Origin of the sequence: Massilia antarctica (assembly GCF_015689335.1) — a bacterium.
GTDB classification, from domain to species: Bacteria; Pseudomonadota; Gammaproteobacteria; order Burkholderiales; family Burkholderiaceae_D; genus Telluria_A; species Telluria_A antarctica.
Genome location: NZ_CP065053.1, coordinates 773,315 through 790,833 on the forward strand (window position 1 = coordinate 773,315; position 17,519 = coordinate 790,833).

A 17,519-nucleotide genomic window follows, 5' to 3' on the forward strand; every position below is an offset into this window, starting at 1 on the left:
ATGACCTTCTATTTTAGCAATGCCGAACAAGCAAGAATCAAGGCAGCACGCGATCTTTGCCCTGTGAATCTCACAGCGCCGGGCAATTTTGTCGTCCTTTATCAGACCCTTTCCGACATTCTGAAAGAGCACCAGAATGACCCACCCAGCGCCGATACCACACACATAAAATCCCTCAAGTTGTGGCTGGATGTCGCGATTGGGGCAAACGGTAATACCGGAATGCACGCGGCATTCATCCGCACGTACACTGCACGCGAGGGCGAAGTGCGCCTGGGACGTACCTTCACCGACGCAGAGATGCAGCGCGCTTCCAACGCAGTAGCGACGAATTTTTGGATTAATCTGACCCAGAATGCGGATTCGAAAAAAAACTGGTCCATACCGACCATCGCCGAACTCGCCCTGGCGGATGCTTCTGCAATCGGCGTTGAGCTATACGGCAATCTAAGGGACGACACGGCGTTCTCCGCCAACGCCGGCTGGGCGGGCGCGATCGGATTTAACGTGCTTGGCGGAGCGAAACCATTTGAAACGTGGCGATTGCTCATGGCCGGAGATAAGACGTCGGATACCGCCCAATTTAATCGATTGGACGACCTGAAGAATCTTCTATTTGCTGTGGATGCCTATGACGCGGCATTGAAGAGCGGCGCGATTGAAGGCTTCGCATCTGCCTTGAAGATGTTTCTGCAGCTAATGGCCTACGAGCCGGGGAGTGGAGATCCGCTCCCCATCGCGCAAGACCTGGAAGCCCAGCTGAACATAGCAATCAGTAGTAAAACGCTTTCCCCATTCATCAGCGCGGTGGCAGGCGGTACCTTGGTAGCCCCCTATATCATCGAAATCGAGAAGCAGGGGAAATTCACCGTGCTCGACATGTTGCGCCGAACTTTTCTGGGAAACCAGATTGCAGATACAAGAAGTGACAAGGCAGAGTTTGCGCTGAATAGCCTGAATCTTTTCAACTCCCTCGATGAAGCAAATATCGGTATTGAAATGATCGAGGATATCCCCGCCTTGAAGTCATCCGCCAACAACTCGTTTGGTTCGCTCATTGCGTTGGAAAGCCTGAGCATTTTCAAGGTTGTCGATCCAGCAGGTGAGGACAAGCTTGCTTCCGCTCACCCGATCATTTATCGGCGCTGGACCGATGACGGGAAGGTCGATGATTCAGTTGAAAATGGCAATCTCGCCTATCCTGTACTGTGGATGGAAGACCGTGCCGCGTTATTAAAAGTAATCGGGTCGCGCAAGTTAGTGGACTACAGCGCTTCCCATCCTGTCATTTACACCGATACCGCACTTAAGCTGCAACTTCAGGTGGATAACAGTACCCCTTTCGGCGAATCAGCGGCCAAAGTTACTTTCGGAAACAAAACTGACGAAACCTTAAGCGGCACTGCACTCGCTGACCATCTCTACGGCATGGACGGCGACGACGAGATTCTGGGCGGCAGTGGCAACGACAGCCTGTTCGGCGGTTACGGCAAGGACAATCTCTTTGGACACGGCGGCGATGACCGCATCTATGGCGACCAGGGCGACGACGTTCTGACGGGTGGCGACGGGGATGACGTCCTGTCCGGGGGCGACGGCAAGGATCGCCTGATCGGCGACGAAGGCCAAGACATTCTGGCAGGGGGTAAGGACGCCGACAGACTCGAAGGCGGTGAGGGCTTCGACTATTACGTGGCGGCCGAGGGCGATACCGTCAACGACAGCGATGGTTATGGCACGGTGCGCTACGTGCAGCGTCGCCTCGACGGCGGCTGGCGCATGCAGGGTGGAAGCGCCTATGCCTCTTGGGATGGAGAAGTTAGCTATACGATCGCCGGAACCACGCTGCTGGTGAACGGTCCCCAGGGACTGTTGACCATCGAAAACTGGCAAAACGGCCAACTTGGTATCTACCTGTCTGAAACGGACAAGGCATTGCCAACCGAGCCGCCGTCCGATCCGAAGCGCACACGCGCGCACTACGGCGATGACGGTTGGGAAAAGCCGGAGATCCACGAAGAGGTAGCTCGAAAGTACACCGAGGCTCAGCGTTGGGTTTCCCGGCGCGATCCTCTCACGCTCGACCTCGACGGCGATGGCCTTGAAACGACAGGCATTTCCAGCTCCCAGCCGATCATGTTCAGCCATGCGGGAGACGGCATCAAAATCAGTACCGGCTGGGTCAAACCGGATGATGGATTCCTGGTGCTCGACCGTAATGCGAATGGCGTCATCGATGACGGCACGGAACTGTTCGGCGATGCGACGCCGCTGGCCGCCGGTGGCAAGGCCTACGACGGCTTTTTCGCATTATTGCAGGAAGATACCAACTTGGATGGGAAGGTCGACCATCAGGATGCACATTGGAATGCATTACGCGTCTGGCGTGATGTGAACCAGGACGCGATCTCTCAAGCCCATGAATTATTCACGCTCGATGCACTCGGCATTGCCAGCGTCAGCGTTAAACAAACCGAAAACAGTGTGTTCCTGGCGGACGGCAACCAACTTGCCGATGTGGGCACTTATGCCAGAACCGACGGCACAACGGCGGCCATCGCCGAAGTCGGCCACTTGGGAGACATCAATCTGATACAGGATACCTTCCACAGCGAATTCATCGAAAAAATTCCCGTACTCGCCAAGGCCAGCGTGCTGCCGGCCGTGAAAGGGTCAGGCCAGGTCCGGCAATTGCAGGAGGCAGCCAGCATGGGCAGTGCCGCAGGTACGGCGCTGCTCGACAAGCTCACCACCTACGCTGCTATTCCGACGCGGGCGGGCCGGCTTGCCCAGTTGGATGATCTGATCCATGCATGGGGGGCAACCAGTGCAATGCCCACCAGTATCGATATCGATAAAAATCACAATATCGAGACCTGGTCTGAAACTGGGGGGGTGACATTTCAGAAGCCCACAGTCATTGAAGATTTCGCGAAATTTAATCAGCACGAATACCAGACAATCACAACGCTGGAAAGATTCAATGGACGAACTATCCTTGCAGGCTGGGATCTGATCACCACGTACCGGGGTGATCGTTTCATCGTCAAGTCGCCCGAACAGGATGCGCTTATACAGCAAAGTTTCCATAGTTTGCGTGAATCCGTGTACGGCGCAATCGCCTTGCAAACCCATCTCAAACCTTACCTGGACAGCGTGGTCGTGGTCACCGATGCACAAGGAGGGGTGCGCTACGACGCTAGTGCCATGGCAAGCAAGCTCGGTGCGCGCAGGAATAGTGATCCCAGCGGGGCATTGATCGATCTGGTGGAGTTACATCGCTATGCCGGCGGCGCCCTGCGCGCATACGGCTTCGATCTGACGGCGGCGGCCAAGCTGGATGAATGGACCAAGGGCCTTGCAGCTGATGCGCCACTGCTCGCCACACTGGCGAGTCTGGGTGTCAGCGTTGGCGGGAGCCGCACAGGCACCGACGCCGACGAAATCCTGCTCGGTCAGGCAGAACCAAATGTCCTCCATGGCGGTGAGGGCGATGACATGTTGCTGGGCCTGGACGGCGACGACCAGCTCAATGGGGATGGCGGCGACGATAATCTCGTCGGTGGCGGCGGGCGCGACTGGCTGGCGGGAGGCGACGGTAACGACGTGCTCGATGGCGGCACCGGCAACGATACCTCGTTCGGCGGCGCCGGCAACAACCTCTACCTGTTCGGCAAAGGCGACGGGGAAGATGCCATCCTGGCGAACGACAGGCAACTGAGCAACTTCAGCACGTTGCGCTTCAAGGCGGGAATTGATGCGTCTCAGGTCGTGGCGAAAGAACGTTTCAACTCAAGTAGCCGCGAGCTGGAGCTGAGCATTGCGGGCACCGGCGACAAGATCACGGTCAGCGGATTTTTCGATCATGCCGACCTGAGAAGCACCTATAGCCCGGTACAGCAGGTTTCATTCTCCGATGGCACGGTCTGGAGCATTGCCATGATTGAGGCGATGGTGCGCATTCCCACTGACGGGGAAGATCATATCACTGGCACCGGCGGAGCCGACACCCTGTCGGGTGGTCCGGGCAACGATAGACTCAACGGCGCTGCCGGCAATGACGTGATTAACGGCGGTGCGGATAGCGATTGGCTCTCGGGTGGTGCCGGCGACGACACGCTCGACGGTGGAGCGGGCGTTGACACCTTGGTGGATGGGCCCGGCAACGACGTGTTCTTGTTCGGCAAGGGAGATGGACACGACTATAGCCGCTACGACTATGCTGACAATAAAGCAGGCAAGCTGACCACCTTGCAATTCAAAGAGGGGGTGTTGCCTTCCGAAGTGCGCATCACCCAAAGCGAGTATGACCGCAGCTGGACATTGAACATTGCCGGCACCACCGACGCAGTGACGTTCGAGGCGTTCCGGGACAGCCGCGAACCGGAAAACCCGGCGTTTAGCTCGGTGCATCAAGTTAAATTTGCCAATGGCACGGTATGGAACCTCGCAACGATGCAAGCCATGCTATTCGCCGGTAGCGACGGCAACGATTATGTTCTGGGCACTGCCGGCGCCGACGAGCTCAGCGGTATGGCTGGTAACGACACGCTCAACGGCGGCGCAGGCGACGACATGCTGGCGGGTGGGGCCGGCAACGATGTCCTGTCCGGAGAATCCGGCAATGACACGCTCGAAGGCGGCCAGGGCAACGACACGATGGATGGCGGCGTGGGCAGCAACCTGTATCGCTTTGGCAAAGGCGATGGCCAGGATCTGATCCAGTACAACTACTTTGCCAATGGGACTGCTGTCAGCACGCTGGCATTCCAGGCCGGGATCGCGCCGGCCGACGTGAGCATCAAGCGCGTGCGCGACAGCGCTTTCGGGACCGATCTGGGCGCGCTTGAAATCAGCATCGCCGGCGGCAGCGACAAAGTGACGGTGAACGGCATGTTCAATGCCGATGTGATCGGCGGTCAAGCCAATCCCCTGCAGCGGATCACCTTCGCAGACGGGACCGCATGGACCGCGGTGGACATCGTGCGTACCATGCTGACCCCGAGCGCCGGCAACGACAGCATGCATGGCATGGCGGGGCCGGATCTGATGAAAGGCGGGCTCGGCGACGATGAGCTCGACGGCGCAGGCGGCGACGACACGCTCGAGGGCGGCGAAGGCAATGACGGCCTATTTGGCGGTATCGGCGCGGACGTGCTCGATGGCGGCATCGGCAACGATGCACTGAACGGTGGCGATGGCGCCGATATTTTGCGCGGCGCTGCCGGCAACGATCACTTGAGCGGCGGAAGCGGCGACGATCTGCTCGACGGCGGCGCCGGCAACGACACCTTGCATGGTGGTTATGGTAACGATATTTACCTGTTCGGCAAGGGCGACGGTCAGGACCGTATCGAGCGCAACTACAATGCCGAGCCGCTGTTCGGCACGGTGAAGTTCAAGCCGGGCGTCACCCCATCCGACATCGTGGTTCGGCAGGTACCCGACAGCGACCACGGCGGGCTCGAACTGAGTATCGCCAACACCACCGACAAGATCACCGTCGACTGGTTTTTCGAAGGTGACACCCCGCTCAATCCCTATAACGGTCTGCAGCAGGTCGTGTTCGACAATGGCACCAAATGGACGCCGGACATGCTGGTCGCGATGGCGCTCAAGCCCACCATCGGCGGCGATAACCTGCGCGGCAGCCCCGGCGCCGACCTGCTCGAAGGCGGCGCCGGCAACGACACGCTCAATGGCGCCGCCGGCGACGATACCCTGGCGGGCGGCGTCGGCGACGATGTCCTGATCGGCGGCAACGGGAAAAACAGCTTCCTCTACGAGCTCGGCGACGGTCACGACACTGTCAATGCACGGTCGGACTCCCCCACCGTGGGGATGCTGCGTTTCGGCGCGGGGATTTTGCCGTCCGCGGTCAGCGTCAAACGCGGCGGGCAAGACCTGATGGTGTTGGTCGGCCAGAGCGGTTCCATCAAGGTGAAGGAGTATTTTGCCGCGCTATCGAACGGCTACTCTGGCAAAGTCGACATGACGTTTGCCGATGGAACTGTGTGGAATGCCGCCTCGCTGACGACGTTCCTGACCACGGCCACCGACGGCGATGATGACCTGGGCGGCTATGCCAGCGATGACGTTCTCGACGGCGGGGCCGGCAATGACGCCCTGCACGGCGACGACGGCAACGACACCTTGCGCGGCGGTAGCGGCGACGATACCTTGACCGGCGGCATGGGCGACGACCTGCTGGCCGGCGGCGCCGGGGACGATGACCTCGACGGTGGCTTCGGCAACGATACCTACCAGTTCAAGCGTGGTGATGGCGACGATATTGTCTCTACCTCGTCCAACAACTCGGGGGAGAAAAAAACGGTGCTGTTCGGCGCTGACATCTTGCCGGCCGACGTGACGCTGACCCGTTTCTCCGGTTCGCTGGTGCTCGGCATTGCCGGCACCAGCGACACCTTGTTGTTCGATAATTTCTACGCCAACGGTGGCGTCGCCAATCATTCGTTCAAGTTCGCCAACGGCGTGGTATGGGCTGGCACGGAGATGTACCGGGCGGTGGAACAGGACAATCGGCACCCGATCTCGTCAGGCGATGTGCTGCCACTGAACGCGCGCAGCGGCAGTGCATTCAGTTATAGCGCGCCAAGCGACGCCATCAAGGACCCGGATCTGTGGCAGCGTCTCACTTACTCGGCCAAGATGGCGGATGGTTCCCCCTTGCCGGCCTGGCTGAGCTTCGATCCGAAATCGAGGACGTTCTCCGGCACGCCCGGTCTGGGCGAGGTCGGGACCTTGAAAATTGGCTTGTACGGCACCGACGGCTTGCAGGTGGTGAACGGAAGCTGGACCACGTATACCGCAGGAAGCTGGATCTCCTTGACCGTTGCAAAAAACAATGCCCCGGCGCTGACATCGGCATTGCCCGACCATGTCGCGCCGCTCGATACGAACTTTGCCTACGCTGTACCGGCTGATAGCTTCGCCGACGCGGACATGGGCGATGCGCTGAGCTACCGCGCCACCTTGGCCGATGGGAAAGCATTGCCATCCTGGCTGAGCTTCTCGCCGGCGACGCAAACGTTCAGCGGCACCCCGACCGCCAGCGGCAGCTTCAGTATTGCCGTCACCGCAAGCGATCGCTCGGGCTTGTCCGTCACCGATGTCTTCGATGTGCTGGTGCCGGTGCGCGGCGTGGCGCTCGTGGGCAGCGCCGCCAATGACGTTCTGAACGGCTTTGACGGCAACGATACGCTCGATGGCGGCGCGGGCAACGACCTGATGACTGGCGGAAAAGGCGACGACAGCTATGTGATCGATTCGCCGGGCGATGTGGTCATCGAACTGGACAACGCTGGCTTCGACGCGGTCAAGGTCAATCGCAGCTACACGCTCGGCGCCAACATCGAGATGCTGACCTTGACCGGCAGCGCCGACCTCGATGGCGTCGGCAACGCGTCCGACAATACCCTGATCGGCAACGGCGGCAAGAATCGTCTCGATGGCGGCGCCGGCGGCGACCGCCTGGAAGGCGGCGCTGGGGACGATGTGTACGTCGTCGATTCGGACAGCGACACCGTGGTGGAGGCGGAAAACGGCGGCATCGATACACAGTTGCTGACCGCCGACGCCTGGAATTCCCTTGCTGATAACGTCGAGAACCTGACCCTCATCGGCGAAGTCATGTTTGGAAACGGTAATCAGTTGGATAACCTCATCCGTGGCAGCGAAACAGCCAACATCCTGAACGCACAATCCGGCAATGACACCTTGATCGGGGGCGCAGGCGATGACCAGCTCACCGGCGGTAGCGGCAATGACCGCTACGTGTTCGGACGTGGCGACGGCAAGGACACCATTACCGATCTCGATGTGGCTTCGTCGCACGACGTATTGCAGTTTGCCGCCGGCATCGCCGATACCGACGTCATGCTTTCCAGGACCGCCAACAACAGCCTGGTCCTCAAGATCAAGGGAAGCAGCGACCAGGTGACGGTCGCCAACTACTTCGGGGCCGAGAGCGAAGGCGACGGAGCGATGATGGACTGGAAGATCGCTACCGTGGAATTCGCCAACAACGTCGTCTGGGACGGCGCCGCCATCCAGGCCATCCTGGACCGCGCCGCCACCAACACCGCGCCCAAAGTGGTGGCTTCCGTGCCAACCTTGCGCGCCCGGGCCGACAGTCTGTTTACCTATACGGTGCCGGCGGCGACCATTGTCGACAGCGATGTCGGCGATGCGGTCACCTACAGCGTCGCAATGGAAGCAGGCGCACCGTTCCCGAGCTGGCTGTCGTTCAACCCGGTCACCCGCGTTCTGTCGGGCACGCCGGGCACGGCGAACGTGGGCACGTTCAAGTTCGTTTTATGGGGCACCGATAACTATGGCTCTGCCGCCGGCACCTATGTGAACATGGTGACGGGCGCGGCGAACCGTGCGCCAACCCTGGCCACGGCCTTGCCGGATCAAAGCGCTGCCGTGGGCGCGCCTTTCGGCTACACCGTGGCCGGCGCGGCATTTAACGATGCCGATGCCGGCGACGTTCTTACCTACAGCGCCGCATTGGCCGATGGCAGCGCGCTGCCCGCCTGGCTGTCGTTCAATCCGGGCACCCGCGTGTTCAGCGGCACGCCAACGGCAGCGGCCACGCTCGACATCCGGGTCAGCGCGACCGATACCGGCAAGCTGAGCGTATCGGATGTCTTCAGTCTGGTCGCCAGCGTGCAGAACCAGACCATTAACGGCACCGCGGCGTCCGAAACGCTCAAGGGCGGCGCAGGCAACGACATCATCAATGGCCTGGGCGGCAACGATACCATCATGTCCGGTGCGGGCAACGATACCCTCGACGGTGGCGTTGGCGCCGATTCCCTGGTCGGCGGCGGCGGCGACGACGTTTACCTGGTCGATGCGACGGGCGACATCGTGCTGGAAGAGCTCAGCAGCGGCACGGACGTGGTCCAATCATCCCTTACCTACACCTTGCCAGCGAACGTGGAACGCCTCGTGCTGACCGGAACGGCCGCCATCAATGGCAGCGGGAATGCGGCGCCAAACGTCCTGACCGGCAACAGCGGCGCGAATACGCTCTCCGGCGGCGCCGGTGCCGATACGCTCGATGGCGGCGCCGGCAATGACACCTATGTGGTCGACGTTCTCGCCGATGTGATCGTCGAAAATGCCGATGGCGGCATCGACAAGGTCGAGTCCGCGATCAGCTACGTCTTGGGCGCCAACCTTGAAAACCTGACACTGACCGGCACAGCCAACCTGAACGCCACCGGCAATGGCGCAGCCAACGTGCTGGTTGGAAACAGCGGTGCCAACATCCTGGACGGGCTCGCCGGCGCGGACAGCATGATCGGTGGTGCGGGCGACGATACCTATCTCGTCGACGGCGCCACCGATGTGATCACCGAGAACACGGACGCCGGGACGGATACGGTTCAGGCAAGCTTCAGCTACACCTTGGGCTCCAACCTGGAGAACCTGGTACTGCTGGGCTCAAGCGCCCTGAACGGAAACGGCAATTCCTTCAACAACACCATCAAAGGCAATAGTGGCGCCAATCTGATCGATGGCGGTACCGGTCTCGATACCATGGCCGGCGGCGCTGGCGACGATAGTTATGTCGTCGACAACCTTGGCGACAGTGTCACCGAGAGCCTGGCCGAGGGCATCGACCTGGTACGCTCCAGCGTCACTTACACCTTGGCGGCCAACGTCGAAAACCTGACATTGGGCGGCAGCGTCGCGATCGATGGCAGCGGCAACGCGGGCGACAATGTTCTCACCGGTAACGCGGCGATCAACATTTTGTATGGCAACGCCGGGAACGACACCTTGAATGGCTTGGCCGGCGCCGACAAACTATTCGGCGGCCTGGGCAACGACGTCTATATTGTCGATAACGTGGGCGACGTCGTGACCGAAGCGGCCAACGAAGGGCTTGACCGGGTCGAATCCTCGTTGAGCCTTACCCTCGCCGACAATGTGGAAGTGCTGACCTTGCTGGGCTCCGCGTCGGTCAACGGTACCGGGAATGCCCTGGCCAACCTGCTCATCGGCAGTACCGGCAACAATGTATTGAACGGTGGCGGCGGCAACGACATCATGCAGGGCGGCGCAGGCGTCGATACGCTCACGGATAGCGTGGGCAACAACCTGTTCGATGGCGGTGCCGGCAACGATACCTTGACCGGTGGCGCAGGCAATGAGATGTTGATTGGAGGAGCCGGCAACGACAGCATCACCAGCGCCGCAGGTGCTGACGTGATTGCGTTCAATCGCGGCGACGGCCAGGATGTCATCGCGGCGAGCACCGGCAAGGACAATACCATCTCTCTGGGACACGGCATCCTGTATGCCGACCTGGCGTTCAACAAGAGCGGCAACGATCTCGTCCTGGCAACGGGCGCAGGAGAGCAACTTTTGTTCAAGGATTGGTATCTGAACGCGAATAACCACAGTGTCGCGAATCTGCAGGTTGTCGTCGAAGGGTCCAGCGACTACAACCCTTCGTCGTCGAATGCCATCAACAACAAGAAGATAGAGCGCTTTAACTTCGATGGCTTGGCAAGCGCCTTCGACCAGGCCAGGACCACCAATCCTGCGTTGACGAGTTGGGCGCTGTCTTCTTCCTTGCTGAGTTTTCACCTCGGTGGCAGCGATACCGCCGCCCTGGGCGGCGATCTGGCTACGCAGTATGCGAAGAATGGCAATCTGGCGGCATTGTCGATGATGCCGGCCGGTGCCGTGCTCTCATCGGCGCAATTCGGAACGGCGAGTCAAACGCTGCAGGCGCCGTCTGCCCTGGTCGATCTGACGCCACGGCTTGGCTAAGTGAGTCCGCCATCGTCGACCCATTGGTCGACGATGGTTTTCCGTTCCCCGCGCATTGCGGGGCGACGACACATCGCGACCGACACGGCGCACCTCCCCTATCATTATTTTTTAATTAACTTTTTCGCTATGCGGAATCGTGCGCGCCTTCTTGTCTTGTAGAATCTTGGCGCACCCATCGACCCGATGGAACGAAAGGAAACCATGCCCGATCTGCTGACGATCCTCACCAATCTCGCCTGGCCCGTTGCGATCTGTCTCGCGTGGATGGCCGGCGAATTCGGCAAGCGCTGGACCGGCCTGCCGCGCATCAGCTTCTACGGCATCGTCGGCTTCGCCCTCGCCAGCACCCAGACCGGCGTACTGCCGCCGTCCGGCGCCGGCCCGGTGCTGGTCATGGCCGATATCGCCTTCGGCCTGATTCTGTTCGAACTGGGCTACCGCATCAACCTGCGCTGGCTGCGCACCAATCCCTGGTTCGGCATGGCCTCGCTGGTCGAAGCGCTGGGCACCTTCGTCGCCGTCTATTTCGTCGCCATGTGGTTCAACGTCACCACCATGACCGCGCTGATGCTCGCGTCGCTGGCCATGTCCACCTCGCCCGCCACGGTGGTTCGCATCATCAATGAACAGCGCAGCTCCGGCCAGGTGACCGAACGGGTGCTGCACCTGTCCGCGATCAACTGCGTGCTGTCGGTGTTTACGTTCAACGTCATCGTGGGTTTCTGGATCTTCCACAGTTCGTCCGACATCGGCGACGCCACGATCAACAGCCTGGTGGCGCTGCTGATGTCGGGTGTCGTCGGCGCCCTGTTCGGCGTGGTGGTGCCGGCGCTGCTGCGCCACCTGGGCAACCTGGCGCAGGACGCCACGGTCGGCTTTGCGCTGGCCGTCATTCTGCTCGTGTCGATCACCTACACCACCCAGCTCTCGCCGGTGGTGGCCACGCTCGCCTTCGGCCTGACGGCGCGCCACCGGCGCGTCGCCTTCAGCCAGGCGCAGCGCAATTTCGGCGCGCTCGGCGAACTGCTTACTGTGCTGCTGTTCGTGTATGCCGCCTCGACCCTGGAATGGCGCGAAGTATTCGTCGGCGGCACCCTGGCGGTGACGGTGGTGATCGTGCGCCTGGCCACCAAGACCTTGGGCGTGACGGTGTTCTCGCAGCTGTCCGGCATTTCCTGGCGCAAGGGCGCGCTCACGGGCCTCGCGCTGGCGCCCGTGTCGGTGTTCGTGGTGCTGCTGCTCGAGCATGCGCGCCTGCGCGGGATCGACGTGCAGGAACTGCGCTCGATGGCTGCGGTGACCATGCTGCTCGAAGTGTTCGGTCCCATCATCATCCAGCGCGCCCTGATCTGGGCCCGCGAAACCACGGAGGCCTGAGATGGCGCTTGAACCGTTTGCCCAATCGAAGGCACTGACTTTTGGCGTGGAACTGGAACTGCAATTAGTCAGCCTGTCGGACTTCGACCTGACCGCCGCCAGCCCCGATCTGCTGCACCTGCTGGCGCAAAAACCCTTCCCCGGCAACGTGACACCCGAAATCGCCGAGAGCATGATCGAGATTAATTCGAGCGTGCATTCGAGCCATTTGCCGCTGCTGGCGGAACTGCTGGAGATCCGCGACATCCTGGTGGCGGCGGGCGACCGCCTGAACATCGGTTTGTGCGGCGGCGGCACGCATCCGTTCCAGCACTGGTCGGAGCAGAAGATCTATCCCAAGCAGCGCTTCCAGGAATTGTCGTCGCTGTATGGCTACCTGGCCAAGCAGTTCACGGTGTTCGGCCAGCACGTGCACATCGGCTGCGCCTCGGGCGACGATGCGATGTTCTTGCTGCATTCGCTGAACCGGTATATTCCGCACTTCATCGCGCTGTCGGCGTCGTCGCCGTTCGTGCAGGGGCACGACAGCCTGTTCGATTCAGCGCGCTTGAATTCCGTGTTCGCGTTTCCGATGAGCGGACGCGCGCCGTTCACCTTGAGCTGGGACGAATTCGCGAACGTCTATTTCGCGAAGATGGAAGGCACCGGCATCATCAAGAGCATGAAGGATTTTTACTGGGATGTGCGGCCCAAGCCGGAGTACGGGACCATCGAGCTGCGCGTGTGCGACACGCCGCTGACGGTGGAACGGGCGGCGGCGCTGGCCGGGTATCTGCAGGCGCTGTGCCGCCATCTGCTGGAGCGGCGCGAGGAGCCGCCGGTGGAAGACGACTACCTGGTGTATAACTTCAACCGCTTCCAGGCGTGCCGCTTCGGTTTGGACGGGGCGATTACCCACCCGAAGACCTACGAGACGATGTCGCTGCGCGAGGATATCCTGACCACCCTGCGCAAGATGGAGCCGCATGGCGAGGCGCTCGGCAGCCTGGGCGCGCTGCGGCATTTGTCGACGGCGGCGCAGGAAGCGAGCGATTCGACGTATTTGCGCAGGCAGTATGAGGAACAGGGAAGCGCGGAGGGGATGGTGAATGCGGCGATCCGGCGCTTCAGGGGGAAACGCTAGCCTGTTCGCCGTCCATGACACTCTGCTCCGTCTCCCCCGCGCAGGCGGGGGCCCATGGCACCCATGAGCAAAGGTGGTATGGATCCCCGCCTGCGCGGGGAAGACGATGGTGCCAGCGCGCCTACAAGCGCGTCTCGCGCGCCGCCCGCAAGAATTCATCGAGAATCGGCGTGCAATCGAGCAGATCTACCCCGCCGGCCCGGTGAAACTCCGGGTGCCACTGCAACCCCATCACAAAATTCGCCCTTTGATAGCGGATCGCTTCGATGATCCCGTCCGGGTCCGACATCGCCTCCACCAGGATATCGCGCCCCAGGTCCTTGACCGCCTGGTGATGAATCGAATTGACCACCGGCCGGCGCAGATCCGGGAACATGCGCCCGAGCGAAGACCCGGACGGGAAAATCACCGGATGCCGGTGCGCGTCGTAATCGCTGTGTACGTGCGCATGCGCCGCCGGCACATTGGTCGCCACATCCTGGTACAAGGTGCCGCCGAAAGCCACGTTGATCAACTGGCACCCGCGGCAAATCCCCAGCACCGGCTTGCCCGCGTCGACGAATTCGTGCAGCAGTTCGAGTTCGTACACATCGCGCGCGCGGTCGCCGCTCCACTCGGGCCGGGTGGGACTTTCCGAGTAGGTCTGCGGCGACACGTCGGCCCCGCCCTGCAGCACCAGCCCGTCCAAATGGCGCGCGTAATGACGCAAGGTGATATTGCTCGGGTGGAGCAGCCCGTTGGTATTGACCGTCGGGATCATAAACACCAGCACATCGCGCGACATCACCCACTGCGCGATCGACTCTTCCAGATACTGCAGGTTTTTGCTGCGCAGCCCAGTCGAGCCGGGCTCCGGATGAAAAATGCGGGCCGATACGCCGATGCGCAAGGTGCGGCGCATGAAGTCGCGCCCGATCTTGTCGCGCAGGTTGCGCCAGCGCGAGGCCAGCACGCGCCGCGCCAGCGCCAGCGGCGTGTCGCTGTCCTTGTGGTAGCGCGGCAGCGCATCGGAGCGGCGGTCGGGCACGCGCGCGGCATGGACGCCCCCATCCTTGTCAGGGTCGGTCCCGGGAACAGGATCAGTAGCTTGCCGCAAGGGCTTGTCGGTATCGGGCATGCCTTAAATATAGCGCTCCCATGCGAGCGCACGATTCAAAGTTGTAACAAAATTGTGACCGTCGCGCACTCAGGGCGGCAGCGACAGCAGCTTCTTGAGCGCGGACACCAGATGGCGGTCCGCGATCGGTTTGTCGAGCAGGCCGCGCACGCCGGCCGTGCGCGCACGCGCCGTGTCGTAGCCAGAGGCCTGGTTCACCAGCAGCACCACAGCGATGCGCTCGGCGCCTTCCTGCCGTTTGATCTCGCTGCACAGCGCATACGGATCGATGCCGGGGGTCGAGGTATTGATCATCACGACCGACACCGGCGTCTCCGCGCACAGGCGCACCGCCGCCGCCGCGCTTTCGGTCCACTCCACCGACACCTGCTGCGCCGCCAGCAGCCGCGCCACATGGTCGCGCAGCGCGCCGCGCTTGTCGACGATCAGCACCGCGCCGTTGGGCGCGTGATGCCGCATCTTCGCGAAGTCGGCCGGATCGGTGATGTCGAGATCGAGGCGGATGCGGCGGCGCCGCTCGTGCACCGGCGGCGCCTCGGGCGCCAGCATGCCAGTGAGCGCGTCGGCGCGTTTGCGCCCCATGTCGGTGAGCAGCTTGAACATCTGGAACATGTCCAGCGGACGCGCCAGCTGCGCGCAGGGAAACTCCATCCCGGCCGAGCCGATCACCAGTCCCGGACGGGTCAGGCCCGGCTGCCACGCCAGCAAGGCGGCCAGCGCGCTCAGGTCGTCACCGTTGGCAATGACCAGGTCCGGCTCTTGCAAACTATCGCCCAACAAACAAGAATACGACGGCCCGTCGCGCGGGGGATGGGCCAGCGCTGTCCCCAGCTCGGCTCCCTCGGCGGAAGGAAAGCCCAACAGGCGAACGCTTAGTGACTGCCTTTTTGCATGCATTTTTAATAACTTATGGAATGTTTTTATACACACTTCTTAGTGTGCGTACAAATCTAACCACAAATGCCCGGGCTGGCAAGCACATTCATCCAAGTCAATTTATCTCCTTTTCTGTCCGACAAGATAGAATGCGCAGGCATCCGCATAAAGAACTTAGACATGGCCACCAAAAAACCTGCATCCGACTACAGCGAATCCTCCATCCGGGTCCTCAAGGGACTCGAACCCGTCAAACAGCGTCCGGGCATGTACACCCGCACGGAAAACCCGCTGCACATCATCCAGGAAGTGATCGACAACGCCTCCGATGAAGCCTTGGGGGGACATTGCAAGAACATCGGCGTGACGGTCAATGTGGACGGCTCGATCACGGTCGAAGACGACGGCCGCGGCATCCCGGTCGGCCTGCATCCCGAAGAAAACGTGCCGACGGTGGAAATCGTCTTCACGCGCCTGCACGCGGGCGGCAAATTCGACAAGGGCTCGGGCGGCGCCTACGCCTTCTCGGGCGGCTTGCACGGCGTTGGCGTCTCGGTCACCAATGCGCTCTCCTCGCGCCTGGAAATCACGGTCTGGCGCAAGGAAGACAACGGCAACGGCCTGCACAAGATGGCCTTCGCCAACGGCGACGTGATCGAACCGTTGGCATCGAGCCCCGCGCCGCGCGACGGCAAGAAGAGCGGCACCCGCGTGACCGCCTGGCCGAACCCCACCTATTTCGACTCGCCGGCGATCTCGCAGGTCGAGCTTGCGCGCCTGCTGCGCTCCAAGGCAGTGCTGCTGCCCGGCGTAACGGTCACCCTCACCCTCGCCAAGACGGGCGACGTGACGACCTGGAAGTACGACGAAGGCTTGCGCGGCTACCTCAATGAGATGCTGGCCCAGGGCACCAGCGGCGAGACCCTGATTCCGGTGTTCGAAGGCGCCCAGTACTCGAACGGCGAAACCGACGGCTTTGCCGAAGGCGAAGGCGCGGCCTGGGTGGTGGCATGGACCGAGGAAGGCGCGGTGGTGCGCGAATCGTACGTCAACCTGATTCCCACCTCGAACGGCGGCACCCACGAATCGGGCCTGCGCGACGGCCTGTATGGCGCGGTCAAGAGCTTCGTGGAGATGCACTCGCTGCTGCCGAAAGGCGTCAAGCTGCTGCCGGAAGACGTGTTCGCGCGCGTCTCCTTCGTGCTGTCGGCCAAAGTGCTCGATCCGCAGTTCCAGGGCCAGATCAAGGAGCGCCTCAATTCGCGCGACGCGGTGCGGCTGGTCTCGACCTTCGCCAAGCCGCCGCTCGAACTGTGGCTCAACCAGCACGTGGAATACGGCCGCAAGCTGGCCGAACTGGTGATCCGCCAGGCCCAGTCGCGCCTGCGCTCCCTGCAAAAAGTCGAAAAGAAAAAATCCTCCGGCGTGGCTGTGCTGCCCGGCAAGCTGACCGATTGCGAATCGAGCGACATCGCGCGCAACGAACTGTTCCTGGTCGAGGGCGACTCGGCGGGCGGTTCGGCCAAGATGGGCCGCGACAAGGAATTCCAGGCCATCCTGCCGCTGCGCGGCAAGGTGCTCAACTCCTGGGAAACCGACCGCGACCGCCTGTTCGCCAACAATGAAATCCACGACATCGCGGTGGCGATCGGGGTCGACCCGCACAGCGTGGGCGACACACCCGACCTGTCGGGCCTACGCTACGGCAAGATCTGCATCCTCTCGGATGCGGACGTGGACGGCTCGCACATCCAGGTACTGCTGCTGACCCTATTCTTCAAGCACTTCCCGGCCCTGTTCGCGCCCGGCCACATTTGCGTGGCGCGTCCGCCGCTGTACCGGGTCGACGCCCCGGCGCGCGGCAAGAAGCCGATCCAGAAGCTGTACGCGCTCGACGATGGCGAACTGGTGGCGATCCAGGACAAGCTGATGAAAGAAGGCTTGAAGGAAGGCAGCTGGAGCATTTCGCGCTTCAAGGGCTTGGGCGAGATGAACGCTGAACAACTGTGGGAAACCACGATGAACCCCGACACGCGGCGCTTGCTGCCGGTCTCGCTGGGCGACTTCAGCCACATCGACGCCTCGGCGCGCTTCAACATGCTGATGGGCAAAGGCGAAGCCGCCGCCCGCCGCGCCTGGATCGAAGAACACGGCAACGAAACCGAAGCCGACATCTGAGTTGCAGCAACACCGGGGTCTGACCTCTGATTC

General features: G+C 61.7%; 6 protein-coding genes. 4 read left to right on the forward strand and 2 right to left on the reverse strand.

Going from position 1 to position 17,519, the window contains the following annotated elements; all coding sequences use genetic code 11:
- The 3 genes from IV454_RS32665 (at window position 1) to IV454_RS03515 (ending at window position 13,315) form a co-directional block, all read left to right on the forward strand.
- The gene (locus tag IV454_RS32665) at window positions 1-10,812 is read left to right on the forward strand and encodes a putative Ig domain-containing protein (RefSeq protein ID WP_229522041.1); all 10,812 of its coding nucleotides are present in this window, start codon (window positions 1-3) and stop codon (window positions 10,810-10,812) included.
- Window positions 10,813-11,016: 204 nt separating this feature from the next.
- Window positions 11,017-12,192 carry a cation:proton antiporter gene (locus tag IV454_RS03510; protein ID WP_054268419.1) on the forward strand — a complete coding sequence of 392 codons (1,176 nt, stop codon included), beginning with the start codon at window positions 11,017-11,019 and terminating at the stop codon, window positions 12,190-12,192.
- Window position 12,193: 1 nt separating this feature from the next.
- Entirely contained in the window at window positions 12,194-13,315 is a 1,122-nt protein-coding gene (locus IV454_RS03515; RefSeq protein WP_206090338.1) for a YbdK family carboxylate-amine ligase, read from the forward strand.
- 121 nt (window positions 13,316-13,436) lie between these two features.
- Here the strand turns inward: IV454_RS03515 and IV454_RS03520 are convergent, their stop codons facing one another.
- The gene (locus IV454_RS03520; RefSeq protein ID WP_206090340.1) at window positions 13,437-14,432 is read right to left on the reverse strand and encodes a gamma-glutamyl-gamma-aminobutyrate hydrolase family protein; all 996 of its coding nucleotides are present in this window, start codon (window positions 14,430-14,432) and stop codon (window positions 13,437-13,439) included.
- A gap of 69 nt (window positions 14,433-14,501) precedes the next feature.
- Window positions 14,502-15,197, reverse strand: coding sequence for a response regulator (locus tag IV454_RS03525; RefSeq protein ID WP_229522042.1), 696 nt, complete (start codon window positions 15,195-15,197; stop codon window positions 14,502-14,504).
- 291 nt (window positions 15,198-15,488) lie between these two features.
- Between IV454_RS03525 and IV454_RS03530 the strand changes: the two genes are divergently transcribed.
- Complete coding sequence (locus tag IV454_RS03530) at window positions 15,489-17,486, forward strand: DNA topoisomerase IV subunit B (RefSeq protein ID WP_206090345.1); 1,998 nt, start codon at window positions 15,489-15,491, stop codon at window positions 17,484-17,486.
- The last annotated feature ends 33 nt before the right edge of the window (window positions 17,487-17,519 follow it).

Coding starts and splice junctions, on each gene's coding strand:
- IV454_RS32665 (WP_229522041.1), top strand. CDS start 1: ATGACCTTCTATTTTAGCAATGCCGAACAAGCAAGAATCAAGGCAGCA.
- IV454_RS03510 (WP_054268419.1), top strand. CDS start 11,017: ATGCCCGATCTGCTGACGATCCTCACCAATCTCGCCTGGCCCGTTGCG.
- IV454_RS03515 (WP_206090338.1), top strand. CDS start 12,194: ATGGCGCTTGAACCGTTTGCCCAATCGAAGGCACTGACTTTTGGCGTG.
- IV454_RS03520 (WP_206090340.1), bottom strand. CDS start 14,432: ATGCCCGATACCGACAAGCCCTTGCGGCAAGCTACTGATCCTGTTCCC.
- IV454_RS03530 (WP_206090345.1), top strand. CDS start 15,489: ATGGCCACCAAAAAACCTGCATCCGACTACAGCGAATCCTCCATCCGG.